At 31.5% G+C, this 13,938-nt stretch carries 14 protein-coding genes; 11 read left to right on the top strand and 3 right to left on the bottom strand.

From position 1 onward, the window contains the following. Positions 1–300, top strand: a 300-nt coding sequence (locus FWJ34_RS13025; protein ID WP_308255755.1) for an AMP-binding protein, incomplete at its 5' end; no start/stop codon positions are given. On the opposite strand, the gene FWJ34_RS13020 is transcribed toward FWJ34_RS13025, so the two are convergent. Then, on the bottom strand, positions 297–1,046 hold the full coding sequence (locus tag FWJ34_RS13020) for a class I SAM-dependent methyltransferase (RefSeq protein WP_308255754.1): 750 nt from the start codon (positions 1,044–1,046) through the stop codon (positions 297–299). The genes FWJ34_RS13025 and FWJ34_RS13020 overlap by 4 nt on opposite strands. Before the next feature lie 183 nt (positions 1,047–1,229). On the opposite strand from FWJ34_RS13020, the gene FWJ34_RS13015 reads away from it, so the two are divergent. The 4 genes from FWJ34_RS13015 to FWJ34_RS13000 all read left to right on the top strand — a co-directional run bounded on the left by FWJ34_RS13015 (position 1,230) and on the right by FWJ34_RS13000 (position 6,106). After that, positions 1,230–2,849 carry a thioesterase domain-containing protein gene (locus tag FWJ34_RS13015; protein ID WP_308255753.1) on the top strand — a complete coding sequence of 540 codons (1,620 nt, stop codon included), beginning with the start codon at positions 1,230–1,232 and terminating at the stop codon, positions 2,847–2,849. Positions 2,850–3,039: 190 nt separating this feature from the next. Next, the gene (locus FWJ34_RS13010) at positions 3,040–3,882 is read left to right on the top strand and encodes an ABC transporter permease (protein ID WP_308255752.1); all 843 of its coding nucleotides are present in this window, start codon (positions 3,040–3,042) and stop codon (positions 3,880–3,882) included. 117 nt (positions 3,883–3,999) lie between these two features. Further along, positions 4,000–4,809: an SWIM zinc finger family protein gene (locus FWJ34_RS13005; RefSeq protein WP_308255751.1), complete on the top strand. Its 810-nt coding sequence runs from the start codon at positions 4,000–4,002 to the stop codon at positions 4,807–4,809. Between the two features lie 154 nt (positions 4,810–4,963). Then, positions 4,964–6,106, top strand: a complete 1,143-nt coding sequence (locus FWJ34_RS13000; protein WP_308255750.1) for a histidinol-phosphate transaminase — start codon at positions 4,964–4,966, stop codon at positions 6,104–6,106. Between the two features lie 367 nt (positions 6,107–6,473). On the opposite strand, the gene FWJ34_RS12995 is transcribed toward FWJ34_RS13000, so the two are convergent. Further along, positions 6,474–6,797: a hypothetical protein gene (locus FWJ34_RS12995; RefSeq protein WP_308255749.1), complete on the bottom strand. Its 324-nt coding sequence runs from the start codon at positions 6,795–6,797 to the stop codon at positions 6,474–6,476. Positions 6,798–7,148: 351 nt separating this feature from the next. Between FWJ34_RS12995 and FWJ34_RS12990 the strand changes: the two genes are divergently transcribed. Together FWJ34_RS12990 and FWJ34_RS12985 are read left to right on the top strand one after the other, a co-directional pair. After that, entirely contained in the window at positions 7,149–7,325 is a 177-nt protein-coding gene (locus tag FWJ34_RS12990) for a hypothetical protein (protein WP_308255747.1), read from the top strand. After that, positions 7,322–7,489: a tetratricopeptide repeat protein gene (locus FWJ34_RS12985; protein WP_308255746.1), complete on the top strand. Its 168-nt coding sequence runs from the start codon at positions 7,322–7,324 to the stop codon at positions 7,487–7,489. The genes FWJ34_RS12990 and FWJ34_RS12985 overlap by 4 nt, the downstream gene beginning before the upstream one ends. Before the next feature lie 186 nt (positions 7,490–7,675). Here the strand turns inward: FWJ34_RS12985 and FWJ34_RS12980 are convergent, their stop codons facing one another. After that, positions 7,676–8,461, bottom strand: a complete 786-nt coding sequence (locus FWJ34_RS12980; protein ID WP_308255745.1) for an ABC transporter ATP-binding protein — start codon at positions 8,459–8,461, stop codon at positions 7,676–7,678. Positions 8,462–8,702: 241 nt separating this feature from the next. Here FWJ34_RS12980 and hmpF point away from each other — a divergent pair, with 241 nt between their 5' ends. The 4 genes from hmpF to FWJ34_RS12960 all read left to right on the top strand — a co-directional run. Further along, positions 8,703–10,298 carry a pilus motility taxis protein HmpF gene (hmpF, locus tag FWJ34_RS12975; RefSeq protein ID WP_308255744.1) on the top strand — a complete coding sequence of 532 codons (1,596 nt, stop codon included), beginning with the start codon at positions 8,703–8,705 and terminating at the stop codon, positions 10,296–10,298. Between the two features lie 70 nt (positions 10,299–10,368). Further along, positions 10,369–11,034, top strand: a complete 666-nt coding sequence (locus FWJ34_RS12970) for a hypothetical protein (RefSeq protein WP_308255743.1) — start codon at positions 10,369–10,371, stop codon at positions 11,032–11,034. Between the two features lie 109 nt (positions 11,035–11,143). Further along, complete coding sequence (locus tag FWJ34_RS12965; protein WP_308255757.1) at positions 11,144–11,626, top strand: crossover junction endodeoxyribonuclease RuvC; 483 nt, start codon at positions 11,144–11,146, stop codon at positions 11,624–11,626. Between the two features lie 599 nt (positions 11,627–12,225). Next, the coding region (locus FWJ34_RS12960; protein WP_308255756.1) for an ABC transporter ATP-binding protein at positions 12,226–13,938 on the top strand (1,713 nt) is incomplete at its 3' end.

The following is a 13,938-nucleotide window of genomic DNA, read 5'->3' as shown; positions in this document are numbered from 1 at the left end:
GTTCAAATATTTTCAGTATTATTAATGGGAGGTAAAATTACTCTTCTTCAAGATATAACTGAATTAAATAAATTAAGTGAAAAACAACAATTCACGATTTTAATAACTACCCCAAGTATTTTAGAAAATTATCTTAAGATTTTTAATTTACCCGATTCTTTAAAGGTTTTAGGCACAACAGGGGAGTTAATGAGTCAGAGTCTTTCTCGTAAAATATTTAAAGAATATACTCATCTTAAAAAGTGTATTATTTATGGACCAACTGAAGCATCTATTTTTTCCACTACTTATCAATACTAAGATTTAATTGCTTTCACAAAATATAATTCCCAATTCATATAACATTTGTTATTGTTGACGAAATAACCTAAATAATGATCAATACCTTTTTCAATTTGTTGATCATTAGCTTTATCTAAACCAAAAAGTAACTTACAGAAATCTATCATATTAGAAAAAGACTCAAAATACCAATAATAATTAATAACAGAATCATAAATAACATTAAATTTTATATTTTCTAATTCCAGCTTAATTTTTTCCGTTAAAAAACTACCTTCATGCCCCATAGAATTATTTTTATCTACAAAAATATTTAAAAAATTAGCCACTTTTGAGCCTTCTAAAACATCTCCGATGCAAAATATACTATCGTTTTTTAAAAGACGATATATTTCTTGATAAAAGGAAATTTTATCTTCAATGTGATGCAATGCTGCTAAACTTAAAACACGATCTATACTATTACTATTTAAGGGAATATTATTAAAATTGTTACAGATTAAAATATTATTATTAGTATCAATTTGAGAATGATTAATAAATTGCTTAGAAGTTTCTGTAGAAAATATTGTGAGATTATGATCAATAAAATTACTAATGTAACATCCTCCTGATGGTATGTCTAAAAGTAAGTGATTGTTTTGTAAATCTAATAATTTAATCGCATTTTGAAACTCATCTTTTCTAGCTGAAGGATATTTGATCATTGCTTGATGATAATTCATACCACGTTGATCAAAAATATTTTGATAATTTTTAAACATAAATGTTTTTAAATTAAATACAAAACAAGTCAACGATTTCCTATTATAATGTTTGAAAAAGTTGAATAACTGTTTAAATCGCTAAATTCTCTTTGAAAAATAGGACTTCAATTTTTTGTTGCATCTTATAATAATAGGAAAAGTTATATACAACAAAATAACAAAATTAGATATTATTAATCAATGTCATCTATTATCGGTCGCCCCATTTCTAATACACAAATATATATATTAGATAATTATTTACAACCTTTACCAGTGGGAATTATTGGTGAAATTTATATCGGAGGGGTTGGAGTAGCAAGAGGTTATTTAAACTTGCCAGAATTAACAGCTGAAAAATTTATACCTAATCCTTTTGGAGAAGGAAAGTTATATAAAACAGGAGATTTAGCCCGTTATTTACCTGATGGAAATATAGATTTTATTGGGCGTGTTGATAACCAAGTCAAAATTAGAGGGTTTCGCATTGAATTAGCAGAAATTGAAATAATTTTACATCGACATCCTGATATAAAAGAATGTTTGGTAATAGTTAAAGAAAATTCTGATGGTGATAAATATTTAAGTGCTTATATAATTACAAAAAAAGAAATATCTATAGCAGAAATTAGAGAATTTTTACTGACAAAGTTACCCAATTATATGATTCCAAATAGCTTTGTTTTTTTAGATAAATTTCCTTTAACGCCTAATGGTAAAATGGATCATAAAGCATTACCAGAACCATATTTTTCTACTTCGTTTCAACATCAATATTTACCACCTCAAAATGAAAGAGAATTTCAATTGACTCAAATATGGGAAAATGTTTTACAAATTCATCCTATTGGTATTAAAGATAATTTTTTTGATTTAGGAGGCCACTCTCTTTTAGCTGTACGTTTAGTCAGTGAAATTGAAACAATTTATCAGAAAAAACTTCCCTTAGCCACTCTTTTTCAAGCTCCAACCATCGAACAATTAGCAAAAATACTTCAAGAAAATAATTATAACCATCATTGGCAATCGCTAGTAGCCATTCAACCCAAAGGCTCAAAACTACCTTTATTTTGTTGTCATGGTGTTGATGGAAATGTAATGTTTTTCCGTAATTTAGCGATTCATTTAGGAGATAATCAACCCGTATATGGATTACAAGCCAAAGGTTTAGACAGGAAAGAAAATCCTTTAACCAGTATCAAAGAGATGGCAGAAAACTATATCGAAGAAATGCGTATTCTACAACCAAAAGGACCTTATTTTTTGACAGGTTTTTGTTATGGAGGAATTATTGCTTTAGAAATAGCACAACAATTGTTAAACCAAGGAGAAAAAGTCGCATTTTTAGGTTTATTAAATGTCTTAGGACCTAAGATAAAAGAGAGTAAAAAAAATTTGTTAAAAAGACATTGGCAAAAATTTTCAACCTTAAATATTAAAGAAAGAATAAAATATATAAAAAGGAGAATAAGATGGAGAATAAAAATGATACATTTAAGAAATAAATCATTAATAACTGAAGAACAAAGAGAAGATGCACCAGAAAAAATGTTATATGAAAATATAATGAAAGCTATTACCATAGCCATAAAAAATTATAAAATTGAACCTTATCAGGGTGTAATAACCTTAATTAATACAGAAATGGATTTAGTCAAAATGAATTCAGATTCTCAAAGAGGTTGGGGAGAAATAGCTTTAGAAGGACTGGAAATGTATGATATACCTGGAGACCATAATGATATGTTAAAAGAACCTTATGTTAAACTTTTAGCAGAAAAATTAAAGATTTGTTTGAAAGAATCTGAGTTTAAATTTTGATCGCCATATTAAAGATAAAGCGGTTTTCAGCTGCTATACAATGATTAACTAATCTAATTTTATTAATAGCCATCGCCCAGAAATAAATTGGATCGCTGATAAGCTTCAGACGCATCTAATTGATTGGTGAAGATAGGCAACGGGGCAATGATACTCAATTTCTTCGTTCTAAATTCTAAATTCTAAAAATATGTTTTGGCGTAAATTTTCTCAAGATAAAATGGCGATCGCTGGGTTATTAACATTAATTTTAATTATCGTTAGCATTCTCTTTGTACCAATTATTTATCAAACTCCCATTGACAAAATTGACTTTTCTCAATCCACTTTACCCCCGAGTTGGCAACATCCTTTTGGTACTAATGATCTAGGTCAAGATCAATTAGCAAGGGCATTATTTGGTGGGAGAATTTCTTTAACGGTAGGTATTGCGGCGATGATAGTTGCTATTGTCATCGGTACAATTATCGGGGCGATCGCTGGTTATTATGGTGGTACAATGGATAATATATTGATGAGATTGACTGACATATTTTTATCTTTACCACAATTACCAGTTTTATTATTAGTGGTTTATTTATTTCGAGATACTGTTAAATCAATTTTTGGTGCAGAATTGGGAATTTTTTTTCTGGTAGTTTTAGTTATTGGTTTTTTAAATTGGATGTCAGTGGCAAGATTAGTCAGAGGCTCATTTTTACAACTAAAAGAAAGGGAATTTATCAGTGCGGCTAAAAGTTTAGGAGCAAATTCAGGGCGCATTATCATAGTGCATATTTTACCTAACGTCATCAATGTAATTATTGTAGCAGCAACTTTATCGGTTGGTAACGCCATTATTGTTGAATCAACCCTCAGTTTTTTAGGGTTAGGATTTCCCCCAGATATTCCTACATGGGGAAGAATGTTATATGATGCTCAAAATTATCTCACCTCTGCCCCTTATATGGCTATATTTCCGGGGTTAGCCATATTTTTTACGGTTTTAAGTATCAATTACATTGGCGATGGATTCAAAGAAAGTAATCGGTAATCGGTAATGGGTTTTAAAGTGATGATTAATCAATCAACTTTGGAAAAATATTTACAATGAGATATAGATAATTTACTCTCAACGGTTAACGATAACTTTCAGAAAAATAAAGATAAAATGATTAATAGACAATGGTGGGTAGAAAAATGGCTAGGATTACTTGATTCTTATCATTTCAAAAAAAGATTAGAAAGAGCTCGTAATTATTCCAGAGAAGGGAATGTATTAAGTATCGAGTTTAAACAATCCCAACTAGTCGCACAAGTGCAAGGCACTGAAGAAAAACCTTATAAGGTAACATTGGGGTTAGATGCTTTTACTGATGAGGATTGGGGATATGTGATTATGAGTATGTCAGAAAAGGCGATTTTAGCGGCACAATTATTAGTGGGAGAAATGCCCTCAGAAATCGAACAAATTTTTATCAAAAATGGTTTAAGTTTATTCCCTTTTAATTTAACTGATGTCAAATCTCGTTGTACTTGTCCGGATAAAGCTAATCCTTGTAAACATATTGGTGCAGTTTATTATCAATTAGCTGATCGTTTTAGTGAAGATCCTTTTATTATATTTCAGTTGCGTGGTAGAAGCAAAGAGCAAATTTTAGAAGCGTTGCGGGTTTCTCGTAGTCATCAATTATCAGGGAAAACTTTACAGCCAGAAATGTTAGGAAAAATTAAGTCAATTCCCAAGCGGAAACATCATACGAATAAAACGACTGCACCTTTGACCATTGATAACTTTTGGGAATACGAGGAGGCTTTGGATTCTTCTCTGGTGGTAATTATGCTTCCAACAGAAAATAAAACTATTCTTGATGTACTAGGTGATATTCCTTTACCTTATAATGATTCTCAAACGGTAATGCAGTATTTAAGCCAAGTTTACCATACTGTACCATTAAAGGCTGTGGCCATCGCCCAGTAATTTTTTTGACTAGGAATTTAGAATGAGGAATTTAGAATGAGGAATTACGGGTGCAGATTTTTGTTTTACCACTAATCACTATCAATTATTCATTGTTTATTATCTATATCTAACACCTAAAACCTAATCCTATTTTAATTAATTTTATTGAAAAATGACAGAATCTAAACTATCTTTTATTCGGGAAGATTTACTCAATTTATTAGCCTATATACCTACCCCCATTAGTGAAAATCAGAAACAGCTTACAAGATTAGATGCTAACGAAAGTCCTTATAATTTACCATCTGAATTAAAAGTAAAATTAGCTTTATTTTATGAGCAAGAAATCGAAACTAATCGTTATCCTGATGGTAGTCATTTTAAATTAAAAAATTTAATTACTGAGTATGTTAACGAATCGATAAATATCGCCAATAATCGTATTAATTATAGTCAAATTTCTGTTGGGAATGGTTCAGATGAATTAATTCGCTCTATTTTAATTGCTACTTGTTTGAATAATCAAGGTTCAATTTTAGTAGCTAATCCTACTTTTTCAATGTATGAAATTTTAGCTCAAAGTTTAGGCATTATCACCCATACAATTAATCGTAATGAGAATAGTTTTAGTTGGGCTTTAGACGCAACAAATAAATTAATTTATGACTCTAATAAAAATGTGAAAGTTATTTTTATGGTGCATCCTAATTCACCTACTGCAAACTGTTTAACGGCGACGGAAATTGAATGGTTAAAAAATTTACCTTCAAATATTTTAGTCGTTATTGATGAGGCTTATTACGAATTTAGTCAACAAACTTTAGTCTCAGAATTACCTAATCATCCCAATTGGTTAATTTTACGCACTTTTTCTAAGGCTTTTAGATTAGCCGCTCATCGTGTGGGATATGCCATCGCCCATGAGGATATAATTAAAGTATTAGAGAAAATCCGCCTACCTTATAATTTACCGACATTTTCTCAATTAGCATCTGAGTTGGTGTTAGAAAATCGAGAGATAATCTTACCTGCCGTCAAGGAATTAATGATAGAAAAAGAAAGAGTATATCAAGAGTTAGTTAAAAATCCTTTATTAAAAGTGTGGCATAGTGACGCTAATTTTATTTATCTGCGATTAAGGAAAAATCCTAGTCAAGAAAATCATCATGCCATTATGAAACAATTAAAACAAGAGAAAATTATAATTAGGCACACTGGGGGAGGTTTAAGAATCTCTATTGGTACAATAACCGAAAATAATTATCTATTAGAAATACTTAGGAAGGAAATAATTGGAGTTCGGATTAAGATGTAAATAGTTTCTTATCAGAAATAAGGTTGTTGATGATAAACCATTGACCATTTAAGCATTGAATAATATCTATTTAAAACTGAATAACTATTGGTATTTTTCTATAAACTTTAGTTAATGTGCCCTAACCAATAATTTACAGCGCTTTTCAAATTGGTAAACTACACCCCGATTTTGCGATGCACACTCCACCCTACATTTATAATAAAATTTTGTGGTTCATTGATCTAAAAACGGCTGTATGATATATATAGGTGCAAGATCTAAATCAAAGATAAATACAACTCTTTTTAAATCAAGTAATTCGATTAAGTGGTGCATCACATTAATTTCACTTTCTTTTTTATTTTCCATCATTTGTACTTCACACTTAATTCCTCATTTCTAATGAATGATTAATAGGTTGTTTGATGAGAATATGGTAACGATAAAAATTTAAGGCTTCAAATAATAATCCAGCGATGGCACAAGTAATCGCAATAGTTAAAAGACCGATACTACCAGAACCTTCTCCAAAGACTGCTAAAAAATTCCATATTTGTTCATAAATGTTTTCACTCCATAGATTAATCATCGGTAAATGGGAGAGAATAGCCATCAAAGCTAAAATGAAAGTACAAAAAATAATCGGAGTAGCAAAACTAACAAGGGTAGTTAATGATAATGAGAAAAAGAAAGATAACCAGATATTCATTGCTTTTACTCCTCAACAGGAGTTTTAAGAGGAAAGTTAAAAAACTTTAATGGTCATGGGATTTTATTTTTTCTAACTACCTTTAGGGTAAAACTAAAATCTTTAATTGTCATTATTTTGTCAAGAATCTTAAAAAAACATTAAAAAACTTGTTTTATTTACTTTAATGGTGTATATAAAAATTAATTTTTCTTTACAAAATATTATAATTATTGATTAGACTCAAGATCTTGCACCAAAAAAAATTAAGATGAAAGTCAGTGGCTGAAAAGGTTAGTGTAAGGTATTTTTAGAAGGTTCTCTTATTATTTGAGAGAACAATAATCAAATAGTGTACCGTCAGTTATCTTATTGGCAAGGTTAACCAAAAGATTAGAAGATAATTTAGGTTTAGCAGAAGAAGCGGCTCAATGGGCGGTAGAATACTGGGCATTTGCTTTGGGGGTGACAGAAGAAGAAACAGATATTGAGCCTTTATCTCCACCGCCCCCAGTACCTACCTACCTGAGTATCCTCCAGAAAGGGTGACAGAAGAAAAATTAGATGCAAATACTTACTTTAATCGTGGAAATTACTATCTCAATCGGAAAGAATATGAAAAGGCGATCGCCGATTTTAATAAAGCTATTGAATTAGATCCTAATTATAAATTCCACATATTTCAAGAGAATACTGAAGCCAACACGACATAATCATGAATTAACTATGAAACTTATTGATTACTAATACACTAAAAAGATATGTTAATAACATCAAAACCTTTATTTTTTAGTATTTCTCCTAGTCTTAAGAGTCATCAGAGTCTCAAGCGTCTCCCTAATCGATAGACATTTTGAGCAAACCCTAATTACTAATTCCTATGGGTAATTTCCCTTAGTTTATCCGCCGAGATATGCCTCTAAAACTTTCTCATTGCCTTGTATTTGCTGTGGAGTGCCATCAGCTAAATTTGAGCCTTCTGCTAATACCCACACATGACTACAAAGAGACATAATCACGTCCATATTATGTTCAATAATGAGAAAAGAAATACCTTGTTTATTCCAGTTGATAATATGTTCACAAATTTGATTAATTAAAGTAGGGTTAACCCCCGCTGCCGGTTCATCAAGTAAAATTAACTTGGGATTAGTCATCAGAGTTCTTGCCATTTCTAAAAGTTTACGTTGTCCACCAGATAAAGCACCAGCGTAATCATGAGCTTTTGCAGATAATCCCACGGATTCTAAAATAGCCATAGCTTTTTCCTTATTTTCTTTCTCTTCCTGACGAATTTTAGCTTGTTTCCATATCACTGAGAAGATAGATTCTCCTGTCTGATTTTGAGTGCCTAATAACATATTTTCTAAAACTGTTAAACGAGATAACACTCTAGCTACTTGAAAAGTACGAATAAAACCTTTTCGGGCAATTTGATAAGGTGGTTTATCTTGAATAGGTTTACCTTCAAATAAAATTTCTCCGGTATCAGCTTTTAAAAAATTAGATAAGAGATTGAATAAAGTACTTTTTCCCGCTCCATTCGGACCAATTAAACCGGTAATACTGTTTTGCTTAACGTCAATACTGGCATTATTTACGGCTTTTAAGCCACCAAAACTTTTCGATAAATTAAGGGCGGTGAGAATCGAATTAGAGGATTGAGATTGATGATTTTGCTCCATTGTTCTGACAAAATTTTGAGAGGAAAAGATTATGATACTTTGTGTGGTTTTTTATTGTCTCACAGAATTTATGGAAAAATAAAATCAAATATTTCTCAAAAAAAAGGTTAAAATGATAGTGGATATTGATTATGTATAAAATTAACTTATTATTTTAGTGGCACAATGATGCTGTTAACTATTATCATTTATCATTAGATTTAGTAGTATTTAAAGATTAACCATAAAGGGATCAAGATTTGTGTTATATCTGGCAGAAGTAAAAGTTCAAAATAGAGGATTTGTTGGTGGCTACAAAACAGAGCTAAAATTGTTGGCTTCCCAAGCAATTGATCAAACTTGGAATACTGTAGCGGGGGAAGAAATTGTTTCCACAGATGCTATTAGTGATCAAACGGGAAAAGGTACTCTTTATATTGTAAATTTAGATAATAATAAACAACTTCAAGGTACTCCTGAGTTAGCTGGAACTCGTGTGGTAAATTATTTACGTCATTTTTCTCGCACCCTTGAAAAATCTAAATCTCAGGAGGAAGAGATTGAAGAATGGAAAACTTCTTTAAGATTACAAGGAGAAGAAATTAGTCGTCGTCAAGCGGAGATAGATGAACAAGAACAAATATTACAACAGCAAAAACAGGAATTTGCTAAGTTAGAAGAAGAAAAAAACAAACTCCATGGGGCTTGGGAACAGTTAAGATTAGAACAACAAAAAGTTAATGAAAATCAAGCTAATCAAGGAGAAATTAAAGGTAAACTACAAAATTTACTGGAGGTGGTAGGAGATACCAGTTTCAATCCTGAAAATTTAGATCAAGCTCTTTCTGGTGTTAAGACTCAACAAAATTTGTTAGATGATTATTGGCAACAATTGGAATCTCAAAAGGCTAGTTTAAATCAAAAACAACAGGAATTTGATCACAAAAAGCATCATTTTGAGCAACGCCGTCAAGAGTTAGAGTTTTTAGAACAGAACTTACAAAAAGCAATATCAGGGTTACAGTCTGATGAGATATTATTACAACAAAAAGAAGAGTCTCTCAAACAATTAAATTTATATTTAGAAAGTTTTACCCGTTTAGATATAGAAATTTCACTTTTAAATGATGATAGCGATGATATAGAAATTGATTTTAATGCTTTAGAAACTATGTCTTTAGGAGATTTAGAACAAAGAGTAAATAATCTTCAGCAAGAAACCGCTAAATTAGTTAATTTTGTGAATTTGCAAGAAGAAGAATTAACTTTACAAAGTGATGAAGTAAAAAATATTCAGATTAAACTTATTCAAGCCAATGAGTTTGATAAATTTGCGATCGAATCAGAATTGGCTGAGGCTCAAGAAGCGATGAAAATGTTAAATAAGACATTAGTTGGACAAAGAGTTAATCTGAAAAAACAACAAAAAATGCTCAATCAACATCTGAAGATTTTTAGTCGCCGTAAAGGGATTATTGATCTTGATTTTGCTGATACCATTAATCTTCGCCCTGTGCTAGATGAAGTTGAAACTCAGCTAACTCTTCTTGAACAACAACGAGATAAACTCCATGGTGAAATTAATCATTTACGTCATAGTAATAGTCAAATTGAACAAACTATTAATCATGAAAAACAAAAATATCAGCAACAACAAGTTCAACTAAAAGAAGAAGAAGAAAATTGGCTACAATCCTATCAAGATTTTACCAAAACTCAAATACAGATTAGTCTTTTAGAACAAGCGTTACATCCTATTCAAGAACAATTAAACCATATTCGGAATAACTTACAAGCCTTAGAGCAATCAACTCAAAAATTCAATTATGTTTTTAATGAGTTGCAATCAATATTTTAATTTGGCTTTCTATAATTTTGTGAATTTAATTCCTACCTTTTTATTTATTTTTCTATTGACAATTAATCCTTTGGTTATAACTACTGCTATAGCTGAAACTTTTAATGTCACGGAAAAAAGTCAAGAATTGGATTTAGATCCTTCTATTATTGAGAATAGTCCAGTTATTCAAAAATGGATACAAGAAATTCCTGATGTTTCTTCTCAAATTCTTCATGAACCAAGTTTTCGTACTCGATACCGTTTTGGTTATAGTCAATTTCCTTCTAATAATAATTCTGGGGGAATTTTTGTAGGTGTTGAAGATATTTTTATTGGCAATACTTCTTTGACTTTTAGTGCTAACTATAACAGTGATTTAAGTAATAGTTCTAATCCTCAAAATAATCGTTTATCTGTGGGGGCAAATGTACAATATTATGTTTTACCTTTAGGAAATTATGTTAATTTTGCACCAATGGTAGGGTATAAATATATCGAGACTAACGATTACAACACTGGGGGGATAAATGTGGGGTTAAAAATGGCTTTTGCTCTTTCTCCTAATGGTGCAGCAGATATATTTTTTACTCAAAGTTTTGTCTCTCCCTCTAGTAATAATGAGGTTGGCGTTACACAAATCAATGTCGGTTATGCCATAACTAAAAATTTACGTTTATCTACAGAAATTGGTTGGCAAAATTCTATTAAACAAAAGGATTCTCAAGTCAGTATTGGTTTTGAGTGGATGCCCTAAGGCGGAAGTAATCTGTAAGAATTATGCCATAGGCATCTTATTTCTAATGTTTAATTCTTGATTTTTCTTCTTCATTCCTAATGATTCATTATTCATGGTTAATTGTTATATGATTTGGTTAGGTGTTGATCCCGGATTGGCGATCGTTGGTTGGGCTATATTAAAAGGAGATGAAACAAAAACTCCTGAAATTATTGAATATGGTATTATTGAAACTGATAAAAATATGTCCACTGGTGAGAGATTATTGGAATTAGACGCAGATTTTACGAGTATAATGATCGAATTTAAACCAGATAATGTTGCTATGGAAATGCCCTTTTTTAGTCGGCAAATAAAGTCAGCAGGAAAGGTTTTACAGGCTTTAGGAGTGATTAATTTGGTGTGTTATCGTGAAGCTCAAATTGTCCCTGTTTTTTTACATCAAGCTAGTTGGAAGGCTCATCTAGGTAATGGTAGAGCGACGAAGGATGAAGTAGCCCAAATGTTACAACAAATTTTTGATTTACCTGATTTACCCATTGATGATAGTGTAGATGCCATCGCCATTGCCTATGCGGGAGCTTGTGGTTTAAGAAATTCCATTAATTAGGAATGAAGAATATTTAGCCCTCTTTTGTCAGTTTCCGATTTTAACTATTATTAAATATTTTCAAACAGCTTGATAACTAAAGATTAAAGCATACTACAGAGTCAAATTTACTAATTTAAAGTTTCGATTTATTTCATATTATTAAATATGACCTCGATCTATTGATCTGCAACAGTTGCAGAATCTATAAATTGCAAGTGTTTGCGGAGTTTGACAAAAGAGGGTTAGACACGAGTGCAAAATAAAAATTAAAATTTATTTTAGATGGGAAACTATCAATTTTAATAACTATAGCAATCCTATGGTAGATTTTTAGAGGTGTTAGCGATCAGCTTTCAGTGGTTAGCGATCAGCTTTCAGTGGTTAGCGATCAGCTTTGACGGTATAGTAAGATTTACAGATTTATTTTTTAATCTTTAATTCTTCACGAATGATTTACGATTGCTATATTGCTAGAAGAATTTAGAGTTAGGAAACTGACCCATTGCCCATTGCATCGTTGCCCATTGCCGTGACTTGTGCAACCAGTCTATATCAATCGCCTTGAAATAAATTTAACTGAAAGTCAATCATCTTACTTATTACCCATTACTCAGATTATGATTCTTGATATTCGGAATTTACAAGTAATTTTCACCAATGATGAGGGTGAAGCTATCATCGCTGTCGATAATATCAGTATATCCCTAGAAAAAGGTGAAATTTTGGGTATTGTCGGAGAATCAGGTTCGGGAAAATCTGTTACATCCCTTGGCATTATGGGTTTATTACCGTCTTCAGGAAAAATTAGTGGCGGTGAAATTTATTTTCAAGATAATCAAGAAAATTCTCCGGTTGATCTAATTTCTCTGTCAAAGGAGGCAAAAAGACACTACCGTGGTGGTAAAATAGCCATGATCTTTCAAGAACCGATGAGTTCACTCAATCCAGTTTATAATATTGGTTTTCAGATTACTGAAGCGATCTGTTTGCATCAAAATATCTCCGAATTAGAAGCAAAAAAAAGAGCGATTAATTTATTGCAGGAAGTAAAATTATTACCGAAGGATGAAGAGTTAATCATTGAATTTTTACAACAAAATACCCTTAATAATCCTTCCGATAAAGATATTCAATCTTATCTTAACCAACGCAAACAAGCTATTTTAAAACGTTTTCCCCATGAAATGAGTGGTGGACAATTACAAAGAGTCATGATTGCCATCGCCATTTCTTGCCAACCGAGTATTTTAATTGCTGATGAACCTACTACAGCCTTGGATGTAACGGTACAAGCTACTATTTTAGAATTATTAAAAGAATTGTGTCGTAGTAGGCAAATGTCACTTATTTTCATCACCCATGACTTAGGGGTAGTTGCAAATATCGCTGATAGTTTAGCGGTAATGTATCAAGGGAAAATAGTTGAATATGGTAAGACAACAGAAATTCTTTTTAATCCGACTCAAGCCTATACTAAAGGTTTACTGGCTTGTCGTCCTCGTTTAGATGAAACCCGTAATTATTTGCCTACTGTTGCCGATTTTATGGCAGATAATCAAGAAACCATCGCCGCCCCCTCTTTTACAGTAAATTTAAGGGAAATAAAGCTCAATAAACCCTTGCTGACGGTGGAAAATTTAAAGGTTGGATTTCCCAAAAAAGGATTATTACCTTGGCAGAAAGAATATTTTTGGGCAGTGAATAATGTCAGTTTTCAATTATTTTCGGGAGAAACTTTGGGCTTAGTGGGTGAATCAGGATGCGGAAAATCAACTTTAGCTCGTACTATTTTGCGGTTAATTCCCACTTATGAAGGCAAAATCGAGTTTTTAGGACAAGATTTAACTAAATTAGCTACCCGAAGTAAACATTTAAGGCAATTACGGCGAGAAATGCAAATTGTTTTTCAAAATCCTTATAATTCTCTTAATCCTCGTATTAGTATTGGTAACACAATTATTGAGCCGATGATCATTCATGGTATGGGAGGAAATAACAATAAACGACAAGAAAGAGTCAGATATTTACTTGATAGAGTGGGCTTGAATCCTAATTGGTTTAACCGTTATCCTCACGAATTATCAGGGGGGCAACGTCAGAGAGTTTGTATTGCGAGGGCATTGGCTTTAAATCCCCAATTAATTATCTGTGATGAATCGGTATCGGCGTTGGATGTATCTATTCAAGCTCAAGTATTAAATTTACTCAAAGAATTACAAGCAGAATTTGGCTTAACTTATATTTTCATTTCTCATGATTTAAGTGTTGTCAAATTTATGAGCGATCGTATAATGGTTATGAATCAAGGTAAAATTGAGGAAATGTCCACA

It is taken from the genome of Geminocystis sp. GBBB08 (assembly GCF_016743215.1).
Lineage (GTDB): Bacteria > Cyanobacteriota > Cyanobacteriia > Cyanobacteriales > Cyanobacteriaceae > Geminocystis.
This window is presented reverse-complemented; position numbering and strand designations above follow the sequence as displayed.

Bases quoted from the DNA above. Each gene is read 5' to 3' on its own strand.
- FWJ34_RS13020 (WP_308255754.1), bottom strand. From the start codon at position 1,046: ATGTTTAAAAATTATCAAAATATTTTTGATCAACGTGGTATGAATTAT.
- FWJ34_RS13015 (WP_308255753.1), top strand. From the start codon at position 1,230: ATGTCATCTATTATCGGTCGCCCCATTTCTAATACACAAATATATATA.
- FWJ34_RS13010 (WP_308255752.1), top strand. From the start codon at position 3,040: ATGTTTTGGCGTAAATTTTCTCAAGATAAAATGGCGATCGCTGGGTTA.
- FWJ34_RS13005 (WP_308255751.1), top strand. From the start codon at position 4,000: ATGATTAATAGACAATGGTGGGTAGAAAAATGGCTAGGATTACTTGAT.
- FWJ34_RS13000 (WP_308255750.1), top strand. From the start codon at position 4,964: ATGACAGAATCTAAACTATCTTTTATTCGGGAAGATTTACTCAATTTA.
- FWJ34_RS12995 (WP_308255749.1), bottom strand. From the start codon at position 6,797: ATGAATATCTGGTTATCTTTCTTTTTCTCATTATCATTAACTACCCTT.
- FWJ34_RS12980 (WP_308255745.1), bottom strand. From the start codon at position 8,461: ATGGAGCAAAATCATCAATCTCAATCCTCTAATTCGATTCTCACCGCC.
- FWJ34_RS12965 (WP_308255757.1), top strand. From the start codon at position 11,144: ATGATTTGGTTAGGTGTTGATCCCGGATTGGCGATCGTTGGTTGGGCT.